We start from the raw sequence: 20,057 nt of genomic DNA, 5'->3' as shown, positions 1-20,057 counted from the left end.
TAACTAATTAAAATGTTCCAATAAGCGAAAACGACATCGTTCTGGCAAAAGGATAATCAAACCCTCTTTCAGCCTTTATGGAAGAAATTTTCGCAATTTCTTCCATATAGAAAGAAACTCTCAACTGTTTCATCCGAAGGTGTTTAAGCAAATTCGGCTGAAGCTCGTAATACACGTTCAACGTTCCCCAAGTCACTTCTTTAGCATCCTGCACGAAACGGGAAGTAGCCCGTGTCATCTCCTGACGGGATAAAGGATCACCATCATACTGGAAATTTCCCAAACGTTTGAAAGGAGTTACTTGTCCCGGCTCTTTCCAGCGTCCGTACAATGCCCGCTTATCCACGTTATAATTCATGTCCACGTTCTCCACACGATCAATTAACGTCTGGTTATAATATTGATAACCGGTTTGATAACGGAATGTCGTACTGATACCAAATCCTTTATGCTCAAAAGTGAAACCGAAATTTCCCCTGTACTTGGGTAACGAATTTCCTACCGGATATAAATCCGATTCATAATACGTATAGGTCAACGAACCGTCCTGACGGATATAAAGTTCCTGTCCTGTCATCGGGTCTATCCCGGCAGAACGCACGGCCCAAATTGTTTCCATGGATTCCCCGTCCACGTATTTCAGCACCGGACGATTATTGGCTTTATCCGAAGCCATTTTATCCCGCAATTCGTTAAATGCACGCATACTTTCCGACAACCGGATAATTTCATTCTTGGTAGTCACCAACGAACCGAAAACTGTCAAGAAAGTCCGATTCTGTTGTAACACGCCATAAGAAAGATAAGCCTCGATACCACTATTTCGCACCAATCCCAAGTTATCTTTCACAGTCGTAAACCCCGAACTCGTCGGTACAGAAACGTCTGTCAACATATTTTCCGTATCGGCCCGGTAAAGATCGAAACGTAGAGTTGCCCTATGAATCGTGGCATCAAACCCCACGTTATAATCCTTTTTTTGTTCCCACTTCAACGAGGGATTTGCCAAACGGTCTAAATAAGATCCCGTCATTCCCAGATAATTCGCATCCGTATAATACTGGTAAGTTGCCACGGCCTCATTTGTATCAAAATTCTGATTTCCGGTCAACCCGATCGATCCCCTCACTTTAAATTGACGAACCAAATCCTTCCACGGGAAAAAATGTTCGTTATGCAAGTTCCACCCAACTCCCACAGACCACCCCGTGGCCCAACGATTATCATTACCGTAAAGAGAAGATGCACTGGTCTGCACGTTAAAATCCACGAAATAACGATCATCATAACTATACCCGCCTCCTAACACGAAATTAATCTCCCGGCGTAAAGACGATGACCCTTCCGGCCGACTATCCAACGCATATTGACGGGCAAACGTAATATCTGCCGATTGACTGTTCGGGAATCCCTCGGCCCTATGCACGTATGCCTCGTATGAATATTCGGATATTCCAAAACCACCCATTGCCAGGATAGAATGTTTACCAATAGCGGTTGCATAATTTCCATGTAAATCCGCAGACACGTTGCTACTCTTACCGTTATCCAAACGATAAGACCCTTTCCTTAATTGATCCTCTATCGGGGAATCTTTCGTGATATTTGCAAAACTTGAATGTGCTGCCGGCAAAAACTCGTCACCATCATTCCGTTTAAAAGACAACATCACACGTCCTCTTAGGATCAAGCTGTTCCACAATCTCCATTCCACTTGAAAATTATTCAGAAAACTCACGTAGCTCTCCTGTCTTAGAGTGCCAATCTCCGCGTCATACATCGGATTGGGAATTCTTTCTTCTGCCCAACGTAACACTTGTCCCGTTTCAGGATCTTTAGCCCGCCAGTAGGGATTCATTTTTGCGTAATCACTGAAAGCCCCATAAGGAGAATCATAACTTTTATTACTATTGACTGTCATCGTATTATTAAAAATCAAATCATTTCTCCGATAAGACAAGTCCAACGATCCGGAAATATTCCGTCGGTCAGATCCCTTCATCACTCCGATGACTTGATTATAGGACACGGACATCACGGCCCGCAAAATCTCCGCATCCCCCAATTCCACGCTCAAGTTATGTTTATGGCCCACTCCTGTACGTAAAGGTTTTGACAACCAGTAAGTATCTAACCCGGCCGCAACCAACTGTTTCCGTTGTTGATATAACATCTGTTTCTGCGTGTACAACAGGAAATTCGCATCATCATAAATCCCATCGATACGTTCTGCCCCCAGCTTCTCCTCCGCATCACACAAATTGTAACTGCTCAAATCCGGCATCTGTATATCTACACTTCCCGTATAAGTCACCCGTTGTTCATTACCAGCCAGGCGTTTCGTCGTGATCACAACAACCCCGTTAGCTGCTTTAGAACCGTAAATGGCTTTTGCAGAGGCATCTTTTAACAAGGTTACACTTTCGATCCGGTTCATATCCATATCCATCACCCGCTCTGCCGTCACCTCGAAACCATCAAGCATAAACAAGGGTTGATTCGGACTATTCTTGTAATTTCCTTTTAAGCGGACCCCTGTCTCTTCTAACGGGAAGCTCGATATTCCCCGCATTTTCATCTCCGGGATCGCATTCGGGTTGGAACCCATCTCCAAGTTATCCATAATAAATAACGACGGGTCAAGATTCTTCAGACTCTGAAACAGATTTTGATTTCCGGCCCGCATAATATCCTTGGCTGTCATCGTGACAACCGCTCCCGTGTAGCTACTCGCCTTACGGGTAAATATCCCCGTCACGACCACTTCGTCAACACTCTTCACCTCCTCTTCCAACACCACATCAATCTTCGTACGTCCTCCCACGGTCACTTCCTTCGGTTTGTAACCCACGAAAGAAAATATCAGCGTTGTCGCGCTTGTAGGAATCATCAACCGATAGCTACCATCGGCCCCCGCACTCGTTCCTATTAACAAAGAATCACCCTTCACGACTACCGTTGTCCCCGGTAAAACTCCACCATCCGTGTCCCGCACGGTACCCGTAATCGTAATCGCGGCCGGTTGTTGCCGGGGAGTCACGACAACCTTTCCCTCGAAATCCATACAAGTTAATCCGGTCCCCTCCACACAGGCCTCTACCGCTGCCTTAACTGTCACGTTCTTCAGGTCAACCGTCACTCGCTTCGTCTCCCGCTCCACCTCCTCTTTCTTAAATACAACCACATTGTCACTCAACCGGTTGATCTCGCGTAACGCCTCAAGCAAACTGGTCGTTTCAAGCTTTAAAGAAATTCTTTTCACATTCTGTTGTCCGTAGACCGGTGAGTGAGTAAACAACGTGGTTAAGGATAGTAATAACAATCCGCATAACGCACCACGCATCACCGAAAGTCCACAAAACACTTTTGCTTTGCAGTTTTTTTTCATAACTTTGTTCTGTTTTAATTAAACAAGTGCCTTGTTATCAACAAGGTCCCAAGCCGGAAATGCCTCCGAAACATTTCCGGCATTTCTTTTTCACCTTTTCTCTATAATATGTACAATTCCATCTTCCACCCTAAATTCCGGCCCTCCCGCCAGAGTCAATATTTTTAAAATAGATTCCAACTTCTCATCCTTACTCATCTTCCCGCTAAACGTGTGCCGCCCCTTTCTTTTCCCGTCATACACGAAACGAACCTCGTACCAACGGGACAACATCCGGGTCACCACTTCAATATCGTCCTCATCAAACACGAATTCCCCGTAACGCCAAGCTACCACATTTTTCGTGTCCACTTTCCGCACTGAAAATTCTCCCGTTTCCTTTTTCCAACAAGATTGCATACCCGGTCTCAACACCATTGACGGGATGTCGGACCTCTGATCCGTTAAACTGACCTGTACTTTCCCGGTCAGCAAGGTCGTGTAAACCGACTCCTCGTTTTCGTAAGCACTAACATTGAAAGCAGTCCCCAATACCCGGGTTTCAACATCCCGAACCTGTACAATAAATGGCCGGGCAGGATCATGTTTCACCTCAAAATATGCCTCTCCCTTCAACTGTACAACCCGGCGATCACCAATAAACTGTACCGGATAAACAAATTCAGACGTGGAATTCAACCACACCCGTGTACCGTCACTCAACACGACAAAGAAATCTCCCCCCACGGCTGTTTCTATTCGGTGGAATTCTTCCCGCTCCGGTACTGAATCCGTATTTGCCTCATAGTGTAAACCTCCTTTCGTACCAATCAAAGTTGCCTGTTCCAGTTTCAAACTATCGGGGACCTGTTTCACCAACCCGATACGCTCCCCATTTCCCAGTACGAGCATCACTTTCTCCTTCACGACCTTCATCTCTTTCAGTTCCCCCTGCACACTTATCGATTCGTGCACCTCCACTTTTATCAAAGGATGTAAAGCCACGAAAATCCCCACGAGACATGACGCAATTGCCCCGCTAACCACAACAATCCGTCTCAACGAGTACCGACGAGAACGATGCACGGCTAAACGTCGAGCCACTTCCTCGTACACCTTCTGAAAATCAGTGGTCTGGTTAATTTCATCTTCCAATCTTAACCTTCCGGCAATACTTCTTCCTCTAATAATATTTCTATACAACCTTCGATTAGCTACCTCTTCATCCAACCACTTTCCCAAAAGCTCCCGCTCCTCTTCAGTAGCCATTCCCAAGCGTACACGAATAATAACCCTTGCTAGTATTTGTTCTCTCTTCATCACCATATATCATCTTGCATTTGGTATATAGACACCACTAGTTGAACAACGGGATGAACCGGATTATACTTTTTTCTGCATTTTATATCAACTCTCATCAAAAATATAGCCACACGGGACGAAATCGAAAACCTTCAAAAAATACTTGAACTGATAAAATCATTATTAATAAAAAAACGGGATTTCATTCATCCCTCAAGATTTCGGGCGGTGTCTATAATAATATACCGTGTCGAACAAATATCCTATATTGTGTATGATAACACTTTCTACATTTAACACTTATTACAGATTGTCTGAGAATAGGCCCCAAAGCGTTATTTTCTATCATCCGTTTAAGAAAAACACCGTTACTAACCTTGTAACACTTTGTTCACACCGAATTTTTATCCAAATTGTATTATCAAGACAAATCTTACTTCATAACCCACATCCAATAAGAAATAAAAAAGGATATTTCAATCAACATGCTCCCATCGTTTCAACGATACCTCATGACGTAAACTCCACACGAACCATACCGTCCATATAAGTGTTACAAATTATGAGAGAAGATCAACAGCTAGAAATTTTCATTCGAAAACACTACTCATCCATGTGTGCTGTCGCCCTACGCTTTATCGGTTCTCCCGACATCGCACAAGACATCACTCAAGAAGTCATTATCAAATTTTGGAAAAACCGGGCAAACTATGAAAACATTAAATCCACGGATAACTTCCTATATACCATGATTAAAAATGAAGCCTTAAATTACCTGCGAGGCTCACAAAGAGAGAAACAACGTTACAACCATCTTGAGGTAGAGGAATTTGAACATCCAAAAGTACTTAATATGTTGATCGAAGAAGAGATCAATCAAATTTTGATACACGCCATCGATCTGCTACCCGTACAAAGCGCTCGTATCATGCGCCTCATCCTGTCAGGGTACGAGAACAAGGAAATCGCAAAAGTCATGGGTGTTTCCGTGAACACGATCAAAACACTCAAATATTCAGCGATCCGCAAATTGAGAGAATATTTCAATTCGAATGATTACGAGCTTGATCAGCCATGAAAGCGTATTTTACATAGGCACAAACATTTAACCCGGTTAAAATATTCACATTTCATTCATCCTCACTCGGTTCGAGTGGTGTCTTTTATTTAAAATCAAGCTGTTCCAAGTAACAGTCATGTTTAATTAAAACTCTACAACTATGAAATCTAAATTATTATCAAAACGAGTACTCGTACTATTCATTTTATTACTGGGATTCAGTCCGCTAAGCCAAGCATTCGCACAATTCGGGATCACGGGAACCGTAACTGACTGGGCCCGAAATCCGATCATCGGGGCAACCGTGGTAATTCAGGGTACCAACATCGGCACCACAACCGATTTCGACGGTCATTACACGATCTACGCCATACCTGGAGACACGCTCATATTTTCGTATTTAGGTATGAAAACCTTGAAAGTTGGAGTCAGAAGTTTTGGAAGTGTTATTAACGTGGTCTTACAGGACGATTCTTTTAACTTCGAAATCTCGCAAAACGATCCGGTAATAAACGAACCAACAATAGAATACAAGGCTATTTGCCCCTGGCACACACGTCTGTATTATATAGAGAAATCACCACGGATTCGGGTTACGCCCTCAAACAAATCTCTGAACCTCCGTATAGTATGACACAAATGAAGTGCCCCTAAAAGTTAGACACAAAACTTTTAGGGGGCACTTCATTCTATATCCTCCCAATTCTTAGACACCACTCAACAAATCTAGAGATGAACGATAACAAGAATAATTTAACCTTACTACACATTAAGTCATAAAAAAACAACATTTCATTCATCCCGGATGCCTTTCGACGGTGTCCTTTATTTAGAAACAATATCACCCAAACATTCGACCTATAAACCTTCAAAGTATTCGCTACAAGCAAGGGAACATGTGACGTTCCCTCGCCCCCTTTTCGTCAACACGCCGCAAACCGCCTTTCCCTTATCCCCGGAAATACTTGTCGCCGGAATAACACCGTCCATCCCTTGACATGAAATAACAATACAGGTGATAACATTTCGTAATTCCTTCCCTCAATTCGATCATTCCTATCCCTTCCGACCGGATTCCCGTCACATTTTCTGCCAGCAACGGACGCAAAGGCTCGTCATCATAAATCACCCCTGCACAAAGCCGATCCGTACCGGCATCAAGCGAAGTCTGCCATCCCGTATCCCAACACACTTTCAACTTGTTTCCCTTTCTTTCCCTAATCTCGAAACCCATAGGCACCTTCAAAACTCCTTTACTAAAATGAATCTCCTCGTAATTACTAATGCCCATCTCCCCGTTAAAAGCCTGGATATTCGAAGCGATAAAAGCATTTAGCCCATTCACGCTCATCAACTTACCTAACTTTTCCCAAATCGGTTTCAAACAAACTCCATTCAATGAACGATAGAACGAAATACAGGCACTGAAACGATTCTGCCATAATTGCTGGTTCTTGCTCCTCACCAACATCTTCCTATACGGTCGACGCCGTGCGTACAAATTCCCGTTACAATAATAATAAACTACATTCCCGATTTTCCCGGAAAAACCTCCTAAACAATTTCCCACTTTTGCCATAATTCTCTTTATTTTATTCATGAAATATTTGAATTCCCTCTCGTCATGCTACCCTCTCTCTATCTTAAAATATAGTTTTGGACAAAAATACCCCCTTTCTCAAACAAATATTTTTCTAGCGTCACTCGCAAGTGACACGGAGAAAGCACGGAGAAAGTACGGAGAAACCCTAGCCAAACAACGAGCAAACAGCATATTACAAATACACCGATCTACACGATGCTAGCGAATCAATGTATCTAACATTATTTAACTTTTACAACCGGGGTATTAAAACCATTTCCTATATTATATAAGAAAGGATCCTTTCAAATTAATAATCACTTAAAACCTAAAAGTTATGGCAGAATATCAAGCGCCAATGGCTGAAAAATTGAGAAAATCCGTGGGAAATGTAACGTATTACATCATGCACGGTAAAACATTCGCCCGGGCGAAAGTCGCACACGTAAAAAACGCGAAAACCCCGAAACAACTTCGTCATCGAGCAACCTTCACGATGCTCGTACAATTAGCACGGGTACTAATCGAAACGACTCGAACCGGTTTCCCTGAAAAAGCGAAGGGGCGTTCCTCGTCGAACGAGTTCGTGAGAGCAAACAAAAACTTCGTGGAAGTGGATGAAAACTACGAGGCCACGATTGACCTCGAAAAGCTACAGGTATCGGGCGGCAAACTGCCCTGTTTCTTCGAAGTCACGGTAACGTACAACGCTGATGGCAGGATGCTCACGTTCCAACAAGAAGCACAGTCGAACTCGTTGCTGAACAGCGACCCGAAGGATCTTCTCTACGCATCTATCCTCGAAACCAAGACAAATCTCAGCGGAATCGTATCATTAAGAGCGAGGGGAGAATCGGGGGTAACCTCGATCGAATTACCCGAGATCTGGACGGTGGAAAATTGTAACGTCTATCTTTTCGCCACTTCAGAAAATGGTTACTTGGCCTCTCCCTCCCAACACGTGAAAATAACAACCGCGTAAAACGGGAAGAAGCTGATTTTAGGAAGGATTGTCCAAAAAGTCAATTTTGAAAAACTACCCCCACTAACTCCCCCTTACACAGGGGGAGAAACCGCTTGGTAATCAACTCTTCCCCTGCGAATGGGGGGAGCTGGAGGGGGTAGTTTTAACACTGGATAAGACTTGTTAGACGACCTCTCTATGTGCATTAGATTTATAACGTAAAGTGAAACTGTCAATACTCTTGACCTATTAACGGAAACGATGTCAATAACAGGTCAATAAAAACATAAAAAAAGCGCCAACTGGCGCTTTTTATTTATCCTAGATAAGTTTTTAGTAGCTTACTTCTGGAAGAGTGTCGCAGACGGCGAATAGCCTTTTCCTTGATTTGGCGAACACGTTCGCGGGTTAACCCGAACTTCTCACCGATTTCTTCCAATGTCATCTCTTGACAATTGATGCCGAAAAACAAACGAATAATATCGCGCTCTCTTTCTGTCAACGTGGCCAATGCCCTCTCGACTTCCGTTGACAAGGACTCGTTAATTAACGTCTTGTCCGCGACAGGAGAATCATCGTTTACCAATACATCGAGCAAGCTGTTGTCCTCCCCCTCAACGAAAGGTGCATCCACGGAAATATGACGGCCGGACACTCTCAAAGTATCGGCAACTTTTTCAGCCGGTAAATCCAATGTCTCTGCCAACTCTTCCGGTGACGGGCGACGTTCATGTTCCTGCTCGAAACGAGAAAATGCTTTATTGATTTTATTCAAAGATCCAACTTGATTCAAGGGCAAACGCACGATACGCGATTGTTCTGCCAATGCTTGCAGGATAGATTGGCGAATCCACCATACGGCATAGGAAATAAATTTGAATCCCCTCGTTTCGTCAAACTTCTCTGCCGCTTTAATCAAACCCAAATTCCCCTCGTTGATAAGGTCCGGAAGGCTTAACCCCTGATTCTGGTATTGTTTTGCAACAGATACCACGAAACGAAGGTTTGCCCGAGTCAGTTTCTCCAAAGCCCGTTGATCTCCTTTCCGGATTCGTTGGGCAAGCTCAACTTCCTCTTCAACCGTAATCAAATCCTCCTTACCAATCTCTTGCAAATACTTGTCAAGAGAAGCACTCTCTCTGTTCGTTATAGATTTTGTTATCTTTAGCTGTCTCATAGTCTTCTAATATTCTCCCCCAAATATGTCGCAAAGGTAGAACAATTTATCCATAAACCAATATGTTAAAATCGACACCTTTCCAATATTAACGTTTTTTAATTCTGTAAAGATAAAGCGTAGTACTCGACACGTCCTCGCGGCGAGATAGTTGTCACAAGAACACCCTCATTTTCTGCCGCTTTCAGCGCCCGTACCAAATCGTCTTTATCATAAATCACCGTGTTATTAATTTTCACGATAATGTATCCTTCATCCAAACCAATCGCTTTAAAGGGGCCATTCTTTATATCTATAATTTTCACTCCCCCGTTCAAGCGATAGCGATAACGGTCCTCCCGACTCAACGGCTCCACCGTGGCTCCCAGTATTCCGGTATAATTCTTATCTACCAAGGCAACATCACCATACGTATTCTGGAGTACCACATCCAAATCTTTTAATTTTCCTCCACGACTCACGGTCACGGAAATAGTCGCTCCCGGGTGATATTTAGCCAATTGGCCCTGGAATTCCGGTCTTGTCTTTATCTCGATACCATTAATACGTTTGATTACATCTCCTTTCTTTATTCCGGCTTTAGCTGCCGCCCCGTTAGGTATCACGTCATATACATATATTCCGCTCACTTCATCCGTTCCCAGTTCTTTCGCCACGGCAGGCGTCAACTCGTCTCTCCACATGGATATTCCCATCATCGCTCTCTGAACCGTACCGAACTCCTTCAAATCCCCGACAACTTTACGAGCAATATTCGAAGGCACGGCAAACGAGTAACCCGAGTAAGAGCCTGTCGGGGATTCAATTGCCGTATTGATCCCAATCAATTCTCCCTTGGCATTCACCAACGCACCCCCACTGTTACCGGGGTTCACGGCAGCATCTGTCTGTAAGAATGATTCCAGACTCATCTGACTCCGGTTTATTCCCAACTCCCTCGCTTTGGCACTGATAATTCCCGCTGTAACCGTTGAGGTTAAATTATACGGGTTACCCACGGCCAAAACCCACTCTCCCAACTCCACGTCATCCGAATTCGCATACTCCAGATAAGGAAGTCCGTTTGCTTCTACTTTTAATAACGCAATATCCGTGCTAGGATCTGTTCCGATTACCTTGGCCTCGTATTCCGTCTTGTTATCTAAGGTCACCGTAATCTTGTCGCTCTTGTCGATCACGTGATTATTCGTGATAATATACCCGTCCTCAGAGACAATTACACCCGACCCAATACCCATTCTTTGCGGGGTTTCCCGTGTACGCGGGGCATAACCGTAAAAAAACTCCAATAGTGGGTTACCTATATATTCCCGTCCCATTTGTACTGTTTTGACATGAACAACAGCCGGAACTGTCTTTTTGGCAGCCTCCCTCAAATCCACGCTACCCGCTCCCCCAACAGGAAGAGCCGTGTTAGACGCGAGTGAAACAGGACGAACCGCCGCGGGAGATGCAATTTCCAATTGTGAAACCGGTGCAGCACTTTCCCCTCGAATGGCATCTATCGCCACGAAAGCAAGGCAACCGCCAACAACCCCCAGTCCTAAATTTAAAAATGATTTTCTCATTGCCATATCTTTATCTCCTTTATAGATTAAACGTAAAGTATCCACATTTTGTTTGTATATTACAATATTAGCAATATCCTTGCCAACTGACTATTAAGAAATTCTTAATTAATATACCTTAACTATGTTTTGAGGCGTGCCAAAATCTTTTCATTCCAAATCCTAAATTCTAAATTTTACATTTTGTATATTTGTACCTGCGATTTCGATAATTTCAATTTACATGATAACACGTATAAACAATAAAAAGAGTGGTAAAACACGTACCCCCTATTCCTTTAATTTTCTGAAGGATCCCCGGACACGTGTAGTTGTTGGGCTGATTTTTATGCTATTTTCCATTTACCTGCTGGTGTCCCTCGTCGGTTTCTTTTTCACCGGTGGCATGGACCAGAGTCTGATCGATAAAGAGACCCGGGAATTAATGACCAACCCGGATATTGTCGTCGGAAACCCGGGACGCAAACTAGGAGCGTTTCTTTCCGATTTGCTCATAAACCGGTGGTTCGGAGTTTCGTCATTCATATTCTGCTACTTGCTATTTATCATCGGGCTACGTATTGCCGGACGGAATATCAAGAAATTCGGGAAAAAGATCATCATTAGCTTTGTCCTAATCATCTGGTGCTCCTTGTTATTGGGATATATTTTCACGTTCTTACCCACAGGATACGTATTCCCGGGCGGGGCTCACGGTTATTTCGTGTGTTTTTGGCTTAACTCGTTTATCGGAGAGATTGGCTCATTCTTCCTGTTGATTGTTTCGTTTGCAGCCATTCTTTTCTTTGGCTTCGAAAACGCTTTCAACAAATGCGTGACCATGATCAAGAATTACTTCGCTCGTCGGGCTCAACTCAAGGAAGAAAGGGCCTTGGCACGAGAAGCCGCTCTTGCCCGGAAACGAGAAGAAATGGCAAAAACAGAAGAGCCGGAAGACCTGCAAGAAAAAGAAGAGGACATTGATACCGAAGAAAAAGAGAAATTGGATATCGAAACGGTTCCACTTGTTGAAGATGAACTTTTCCCCCGTCATGAGTTTGACACGACCGATCCGGATGAATCAGAAAAACTGGAATTGCATGATCCGGAAGAGGAATTCACGACAGAACATCACTTCGATTTATCCGTGGACAAGAACCCCGAAAATCAAGATGAACACAGAGAAGATACTCCCCCGCTCACCAATGACGATATTGAATTGACCGTTATGGCTGACAAGCTGGAAGAGCAATTAACCAAAAACTTGATGCCGGACACGGAGTACGACCCGACTCTCGATTTATCGAATTATCAATATCCCCCGCTGGAATTACTGGAAGAACACTCTTCCGGTTCGCAAAAAGTAACAGCGGAAGAACTCGAAGAGAATAAAAACACGATTATCGAGACATTGCGCCATTATAAAATAGAGATCACCAAGATCAAAGCGACCATCGGGCCAACTGTCACGTTATACGAAATTGTCCCCGCTCCCGGTATAAAAATCTCGAAAATCAAAAACCTCGAAGATGACATTGCGTTAAGCTTGTCAGCCTTAGGCATACGAATCATTGCCCCGATCCCCGGAGCCGGAACCATCGGTATTGAAGTGCCGAACCAGAATCCGGAAGTCGTTTCCATGCGGGGAATCATCGCATCCAAGAAATTCCAAGAATCCAAATATGCCCTTCCGGTAGCACTGGGACGAACCATCTCGAATGAACCTTACACGTTCGATCTGGCAAAAATGCCCCACTTGCTGGTAGCCGGAGCCACGGGACAAGGTAAATCCGTGGGCTTGAATGCCATTATCACATCGCTCTTGTACAAAAAACACCCGTCACAATTGAAATTCGTGATGGTAGACCCGAAAAAGGTGGAGTTAAGCATCTATTCCGTCATCGAAAAACATTTCTTGGCGAAGTTACCGGATGCAGAAGAAGCCATTATTACCGATAACGACAAAGTCGTGGCCACACTCAACTCTCTCTGCATCGAGATGGACAGCCGCTACGATCTGTTGAAACAAGCTCACGTGAGAAACATCAAAGAATATAACGAGAAGTTCGTGAAACGGCAACTGAACCCGAACAACGGTCACCGTTATCTACCTTATATAGTAGTAGTGGTAGACGAGTTTGCCGACTTGATCATGACCGCGGGTAAAGAGGTGGAACAACCGATTGCCCGTATCGCCCAGCTGGCTCGTGCCGTCGGGATTCACATGATCATTGCCACGCAACGACCTTCCACGAACATCATCACCGGAGTCATCAAAGCCAACTTCCCGGCACGAATAGCCTTCAAGGTGGCCTCCATGATCGACTCCCGCACTATTCTGGACTCACCGGGAGCCAACCAGTTGATCGGCCGCGGGGATATGTTGATTTCCAAGGATAGCGAGATGGTACGTGTACAATGTGCCTTCGTCGATACCCCGGAAGTAGATGCCATCACGAAATTCATCGCAGATCAACAGGGTTACCCGGAAGCCTACGCACTCCCCGAATATGTTTCCGACACGGAAAACGGGGTGAGTGGTGACATCGATCTCGGGGTAAAAGACCCGTTATTCGAAGAGGCCGCCCGTTTGGTAGTGAACACCCAACAGGGTTCAACCTCCTCTATCCAGCGACGTTTCTCCATCGGCTACAACCGGGCAGGAAGAATCATCGACCAACTGGAAGCGGCAGGCATCGTGGGACCATTCGAGGGTAGTAAAGCCCGTCAAGTACTTATCCCCGACGAGTACAGCTTGGAACACATTCTTAAAACCGTGGAGTTTTAAAAATTTAAAATGAAAAATTTAAAATTTAGAATGGAAAAAACTACCCCTTCTGGCTCCCCCTTACACAGGGGGAGTTAGAGGGGGTAGTTGGAAAGATTGAAGTTAAAAGATAAAAACTAAAAGATAAAAGTTGAATGTAGTAAATCTAGAAGGGTGATTTCGTGGGTGGAAATTTAAAATCTAAAATCTAAAATTTAAAATTAATAAGGTCATGTTTTTAGAAAAGTCATACAGAGGTAACAACAAATGGTATTTTTACATTCTCACGCTAATCATCGTGTTTGCTGCGGTACAAGTAGCGTCCATCCCGTTAGCAATTTACAGTATCATCATGAATCCCGAAATACTAAGCGGGGGAACGAATAACATTCTGGCTGTCACGAACACGAACCTGGGCCTGGCACTCATGCTATTCACGTTCGCCGGAGGCGTCATCGCACTTCTGTTATGCGTGAAATATTTCCATCACAAGAAACCGACGGATATACTCACGGGCCGAAATCGTTTTGACGTGAAACGGGTGTTCTTCGGGGCTGCCATATGGGGAATATTAACCATCGTCCTACTGGGTGCGCAATACGGATTCGGGGATACGTCCAACCTCGTGTTCCAATTCCAACCATTCAATTTCATCATGATGTGCATCGTTATCCTGATTTTCATTCCCTTCCAAGTGGCATTCGAGGAATTTATTTTCCGGGGATATCTGATGCAAGGCAGTATCCTACTTTTCAAATACAGATGGGTAGCCCTATTACTTACCGGTTTTGCCTTCGGATTACTCCACGGATCTAACCCAGAAGTGGATCGTTTCGGTTTCTGGGTAGCTATGCCGCAATACATTCTGATGGGATTACTCCTTGGACTGGTAGCCATCTGGGACGACGGGCTGGAATTGGCCCTGGGATTACACCTAGCCAACAACGTCATTTCCTCCCTCGTGGTGACACACGACGCCTCGGCCCTGCAAACACATGCCCTGTTCAAGGATATGGCGCCAACGGCCTCACACATGGATACCGTGGTCATGCTCGTGTGCGGGATCATTTTCCTTTGGGTTTGTAACCGGAAATATAAATTTTTCTCCAAAATCAACTTGTGGGGAAAAGTAGAACGGGAAGTCGTCGAGTAAAAGAAGTTCTTAAAATTTTCTTAATACTCGTGTCACTTTCATGACATTGCCAATAAAATAGTATCTTTGGCGGTAAACAAAAATACGATAGCAATTATATTAATCTATAAATCGAAGTTTCAAAAAAATGAGAAAAATTACATCTTTAATGTTCGCTCTCATCTTTGGGCTGTCTTTCTTAGCTAATGCTCAAGATGTTCAAAAGGACCAACCGAAAGGTTACCAATTCACTGATATTAAGAGATTACCGGCAACTTCTGTAAAGGATCAAGCTCGTGCAGGTACCTGCTGGTCATGGTCCGGAATCTCGTTCTTCGAATCAGAAATGATTCGTATGGGCAAAGAGCCTATTGATCTTTCAGCCATGTATATTGTAAGACACGCTTACAGCGACAAAGCAACCAAATTTGTTCGCCTGCATGGTAGCATGAACTTTGCTGTTGGTGGAGCTTTCTGTGACGTGATGCACGTGATCAAAAACTACGGTATCGTTCCGATGGACGTTTACATGGGATTGAACTACGGTGAACCAAACCACGCTTTCGGAGAAATCGACGACGTGTTGGCCGGTTATATCAATGCCGTTATCAAAAACTCAAACAAAAAATTAAGTACTGCATGGAAAAAAGGCTTTGACGGTATTCTGGATGCTTATCTTGGAGAAGAACCCGAAAAATTCGAATACAAAGGTAAAGAATATACCCCGAGAACTTTCGCTGACGAAGTTGTTGGCTTGAACATGGATGATTACGTGAGCTTGACCTCATTTACTCACCACCCATTCTATTCTCAATTTGCTATCGAAGTACCGGACAACTGGTTATGGGGAATGTCCTACAACTTACCGATAGATGAACTGGCACAAGTCATGAGCAACGCTATCGACAACGGTTACACTTTTGCCTGGGCTTCTGACGTGAGCGAAAGAGGTTTCCAAACCTCACAACCCGGAGTTGCCGTGGTTCCGACAACTGACACGAAAGAAATGAGCGGTGCCGAAATCGCTAAATGGGAAGCTATGCCTAAAGGAAACCAAACTCCGGATGCCTTCAGACAAGGTCCGGCTCCTGAAAAAGAGATTACGCAAGAAATGAGACAACAAGAGTTCGACAACTACTTGACCACCGATGACCACGGTATGCACGTGATCGGTAAGGCAAAAGACCAAAACGGTACGGTTTACTATATCGTGAAAAACTCTTGGAACAAGTATAACAAATTCGGTGGATACTTCTACGCATCCGAACCTTTCATGAAATACAAAACCATGAACATCATCGTTCACAAGAATGCCATCCCGAAGGATATCCGCAAAAAACTTGGAATCAAATAAATCCACTCTATAAGGAGTTCGAGAAAAACTATAAAAAAAGGCCGTTAATCCATCCGATTAACGGCCTTTTTTTCATAATTTCGCGAGAGCGAAAAAGAAATACATAAAATTATAATCAATATGAATCTAGCGAGAGAAATTAAGAAAGACATTTACTGGATTGGAGTCAATGACAGAAGAACGCATATCTTCGAAAATTACTGGCCTCTTCCCAAAGGTGTTGCTTATAATTCTTACATCATCGTGGACGAAAAAGTGGTAGTCATCGACACGATTGAAAGAAGCAAAATGGATGACTACGTGGAGAACATCGAACAGTTACTGAACGGGCGGAAAGTGGATTATCTCGTGATTAATCACATGGAACCCGATCACACCGGAGCCATCAAAGCTTTATTATGCCACTACCCGGACGTGAAAATCATCGGTAACGCCAAGACTTTCCCCATGCTGAAAAACTTCTACGGGGTTTGTGAAAACTTGATGGAAGTGAAAGAAGGCGATTCTCTCGACCTTGGAAAACATAAATTGAATTTCTACATGGCACCGATGCTGCACTGGCCGGAAACGATGGTTACTTTCGAATCAACCGAAGGTATCCTGTTCAGCGGTGACATCTTCGGAGCGTTCGGAACACTTGACGGTGGCATCTTTGATGACGAGGTTGACCTGGATTACTTGGAAGAGGAAATCAGTCGCTACTATTCCAATATTGTTGGAAAATACGGTCAACCGGCTCAAACTGCACTGAAAAAACTCGGAGGTCTTCCGATCAAAATGGTATGCGCTACCCACGGGCCGATCCGTCGTTCGCACATTGCCGACATCGTGGCTAAATATGACAAGTGGAGCAAGTACGACACGGACAAGGGTGTTGTGATCGTGTTCAGTTCCATGTACGGGAACACGGAAAAAATGGCTGATATAATCGCTCGTTTCTTGGCTGAAAAAGGAATCAAGAAAATCCGTATTCACGATGCATCCAAAACACACCCGTCATATATCATCAATGACATTTTCCGTTATAAAGGAGTTATCCTTGGAAGTTGCGCTTACAACGGTAACGCCTTCCCGACCATGGAAACCCTGTTGTTCGAACTGGAACACATGGGCGTGAAGAACCACGTGGTGGCCTTCTTTGGCGGAAAAGCATGGGCTGGCGGTGCAATGCCCCGTTTCAACCAATTCGCTGAAAAAATCAAATGGGAAGTGGTTGCTCCTTCTTGCGAGGCTTGCGGTTGCCCGAAAGATGAAGATTTCGAAACGTGCCGTAATATCGCCTACGCTATGGCAGATAAACTGGATGAAATCTGTTGATTTCAAACGATATGAAAAAGGAGAGCGGGTATTTCAAACATACTCGCTCTCTTTTTTTCTATACAAAAAAGAACAGCCCCATTCACCATGAGGCTATTCTTTTATAGGTAACAATAAATTCTATTCTAGTTCGCTTTGAACATCTCATCTATATGTTTGGCAGCCCGACGACCGTCACCCATAGCCAAAATTACCGTTGCTCCACCTCTCACAATATCCCCCCTGCAAAGAACTCTGACAAATTAGACTGCATCGTTTCGTCATTCACCACGATCGTACCTTTACGTGAAATTTCCAATCCTTTCACGGAGTTCGGAACAATCGGGTTAGGAGAAACCCCCACGGCTACAACCACCACGTCTGCATCAATCGTGTACTCGGAGCCTTCCACCGGCACGGGACTACGGCGTCCACTAGCATCCGGTTCACCCAAAGCCATCTTCTGCACCCGTACCTGTTTCACACGTCCCCGTTCGTCGGCAATATATTCCACCGGATTAGTCAACGTGATGAACTCGCATCCCTCTTCCTTGGCATGTTTCACCTCTTCCAGACGGGCAGGCATTTCCTCCTCGCTCCGACGATAAACGATCATGGCACGTTCCGCACCCAAACGTTTTGCCGTACGCACGGAGTCCATTGCCGTGTTACCACCACCCACGACTACCACGTTCTTTCCGCGATATACCGGGGTATCGGAATCTTCACTATCGGCACCCATCAGATTTACCCGAGTCAAGTACTCGTTGGAAGAAAGGATACCGTTATAATTTTCTCCGGGAATATTCATAAACCGGGGAAGTCCGGCTCCTGAAGCCACGTAGAAAGCCTTGAAACCTTCCGCCTTCAAATCTTCCACGGAATCCGTCATTCCCACGATAAAGTTGGTAACGAATTTCACGCCGATCTTCTTCAGATTATCAATCTCCACGTCTACCACACTATTCGGCAAACGGAATTCAGGAATACCGTATTTCAACACACCGCCGATCTCGTGCAATGCCTCGAACACGGTTACATCGTAACCCAATTTTGCCAAGTCTCCTGCACACGATAACCCGGAAGGTCCGGAACCGATAACGGCAACTTTAATTCCATTGGCATGGGCAACTTCCGGCACGGTAATATGCCCGGATTCTCTCTCGAAATCCGATGCAAAACGTTCCAGATAACCGATAGCAACCGACGGTTTCTTCAATTTCTGCAAATAAAAACACTTGGATTCACATTGTTTTTCTTGAGGACAAACCCGACCGCAAACTGCGGGTAAAGCACTCGTGCGTTTCAGCACGGCAGCGGCCTGCAAAAACTCACCTCTCTCAATGTTTTTCACGAATCCGGGAATATCAATGCCCACGGGACAACCTTCCATACAAGTCGGGGTCACGCAATCCATACAACGGGTAGCCTCCCGCATAGCCATATCGGCCGTCAGGCCTTGATTCACTTCTATACGTTGACTCTTGATACGTTCTTCCGGTGCGGTTTCGGGCATGTGAACACGTTCAATAGAAGTACGTTCCTTCCCAGCCACCTTCTGACGCAATTCCTGACGCCAAGGTTCGTTCCGGTCGCTCACGCCATGAGTATGTTCGGATTCCTCTTGTTTTACCTCAACATCATGCAATTTGGCCACCTCGGCATCCTTGAATCCACCTAACCGAGACAAGATCTCGTCAAAATCAATCAGGTGTGCATCGAACTCCGGTCCATCAACGCAAGTAAAGCGGGTCTTTCCCCCCACGGTTACCCGACAAGCTCCACACATTCCGGTTCCGTCCACCATCAACGCATTCAAACTGGCCACTGTCGGGATATCATATTTACGAGTCAGTCTCTCGCAGAATTTCATCATGATTGCCGGTCCGATGGTCACGGCCAAATCTACTTTCTCACGTTTGATCACCTCTTCCATACCTTCCGTGATCAGACCTTTTTTTCCATAGCTCCCGTCATCCGTCATGATAATCACTTCATCCGAAGAAGCCCGTATTTCATCTTCCAGAATCACCAGATCCTTATTACGTCCGGCAATTACTGAAACCACCCTGTTTCCAGCCTCCTTGAAAGCTCGCACGATGGGCAGTAGAGGAGCCACGCCAACACCACCACCGCAAGCCAACACTGTTCCTACCTTCTCGATATGAGTCGGTTTTCCGAGAGGACCTACCAAATCCGTGATATAATCCCCCACTTCCAAAGCGCACAATTTCCGGGAAGACACTCCCATCACTTGTACCACCAATGTAATACTTCCTCTTTCCAAATTAGCATCAGCAATGGTCAACGGCATCCGCTCGCCCTTCTCTCCCACGCGTACAATCACGAAATTACCCGGTTTACGGGCCTTTGCTATCAATGGTGCCTCAACTTCCAGCTTTACAACTTTTTCTGAAAAATAAGTCTTACTTAAAATTTTATTCATAGTCTATAGGTTAATCTATTCTACTTATTTCAACCCCGCTATCGTTTTCGATTTCAAGCCGCA

Annotated in this window: 12 protein-coding genes and 1 pseudogene; 7 read left to right on the top strand and 6 right to left on the bottom strand. The window is 44.6% G+C overall.

What is annotated here, in order from left to right; translation table 11 throughout:
* Positions 1–7: 7 nt before the first annotated feature.
* Entirely contained in the window at positions 8–3,388 is a 3,381-nt protein-coding gene (locus F1644_RS20600) for a SusC/RagA family TonB-linked outer membrane protein (RefSeq protein ID WP_229782411.1), read from the bottom strand.
* 90 nt (positions 3,389–3,478) lie between these two features.
* Positions 3,479–4,693, bottom strand: coding sequence for a FecR family protein (locus F1644_RS20595; RefSeq protein ID WP_118261400.1), 1,215 nt, complete (start codon positions 4,691–4,693; stop codon positions 3,479–3,481).
* Between the two features lie 538 nt (positions 4,694–5,231).
* Here F1644_RS20595 and F1644_RS20590 point away from each other — a divergent pair.
* Complete coding sequence (locus tag F1644_RS20590) at positions 5,232–5,747, top strand: RNA polymerase sigma factor (RefSeq protein ID WP_087422312.1); 516 nt, start codon at positions 5,232–5,234, stop codon at positions 5,745–5,747.
* 142 nt (positions 5,748–5,889) lie between these two features.
* Positions 5,890–6,363 carry a carboxypeptidase-like regulatory domain-containing protein gene (locus F1644_RS20585; RefSeq protein WP_118304089.1) on the top strand — a complete coding sequence of 158 codons (474 nt, stop codon included), beginning with the start codon at positions 5,890–5,892 and terminating at the stop codon, positions 6,361–6,363.
* A gap of 315 nt (positions 6,364–6,678) precedes the next feature.
* Here F1644_RS20585 and F1644_RS20580 read toward each other — a convergent pair whose 3' ends face one another.
* Positions 6,679–7,308 (bottom strand): hypothetical protein, encoded by a 630-nt coding sequence (locus F1644_RS20580; RefSeq protein WP_118304091.1) that lies wholly within the window; start codon positions 7,306–7,308, stop codon positions 6,679–6,681.
* Between the two features lie 340 nt (positions 7,309–7,648).
* On the opposite strand from F1644_RS20580, the gene F1644_RS20575 reads away from it, so the two are divergent.
* A complete protein-coding gene (locus tag F1644_RS20575; protein ID WP_118260983.1) occupies positions 7,649–8,293 on the top strand; it encodes a DUF6266 family protein in 645 nt (214 codons plus the stop codon).
* Between the two features lie 298 nt (positions 8,294–8,591).
* Here the strand turns inward: F1644_RS20575 and F1644_RS20570 are convergent, their stop codons facing one another.
* Together F1644_RS20570 and F1644_RS20565 are read right to left on the bottom strand one after the other, a co-directional pair.
* Complete coding sequence (locus tag F1644_RS20570) at positions 8,592–9,452, bottom strand: sigma-70 family RNA polymerase sigma factor (RefSeq protein WP_026207779.1); 861 nt, start codon at positions 9,450–9,452, stop codon at positions 8,592–8,594.
* A 98-nt stretch (positions 9,453–9,550) separates the two neighbouring features.
* Entirely contained in the window at positions 9,551–11,020 is a 1,470-nt protein-coding gene (locus F1644_RS20565; protein ID WP_229128293.1) for a trypsin-like peptidase domain-containing protein, read from the bottom strand.
* Between the two features lie 223 nt (positions 11,021–11,243).
* Between F1644_RS20565 and F1644_RS20560 the strand changes: the two genes are divergently transcribed.
* From F1644_RS20560 to F1644_RS20545, 4 genes are all read left to right on the top strand, one after another.
* On the top strand, positions 11,244–13,787 hold the full coding sequence (locus F1644_RS20560; RefSeq protein WP_118304093.1) for a DNA translocase FtsK: 2,544 nt from the start codon (positions 11,244–11,246) through the stop codon (positions 13,785–13,787).
* Between the two features lie 211 nt (positions 13,788–13,998).
* Complete coding sequence (locus F1644_RS20555; RefSeq protein WP_168044262.1) at positions 13,999–14,919, top strand: CPBP family intramembrane glutamic endopeptidase; 921 nt, start codon at positions 13,999–14,001, stop codon at positions 14,917–14,919.
* 127 nt (positions 14,920–15,046) lie between these two features.
* Positions 15,047–16,252: a C1 family peptidase gene (locus F1644_RS20550; protein WP_087422318.1), complete on the top strand. Its 1,206-nt coding sequence runs from the start codon at positions 15,047–15,049 to the stop codon at positions 16,250–16,252.
* Between the two features lie 120 nt (positions 16,253–16,372).
* Entirely contained in the window at positions 16,373–17,569 is a 1,197-nt protein-coding gene (locus F1644_RS20545) for an FprA family A-type flavoprotein (RefSeq protein ID WP_027203024.1), read from the top strand.
* A 125-nt stretch (positions 17,570–17,694) separates the two neighbouring features.
* On the opposite strand, the pseudogene F1644_RS20540 reads toward F1644_RS20545, so the two are convergent.
* Positions 17,695–19,994, bottom strand: a pseudogene (locus F1644_RS20540) (bifunctional dihydroorotate dehydrogenase B NAD binding subunit/NADPH-dependent glutamate synthase).
* Between the last annotated feature and the right edge of the window lie 63 nt (positions 19,995–20,057).

The sequence above is a fragment of the Butyricimonas paravirosa genome (assembly GCF_032878955.1).
Lineage (GTDB): Bacteria > Bacteroidota > Bacteroidia > Bacteroidales > Marinifilaceae > Butyricimonas > Butyricimonas paravirosa.
The sequence above is the reverse complement of the archived record's forward strand: the minus strand, read 5'-3'. Positions and strand labels throughout refer to the sequence as shown.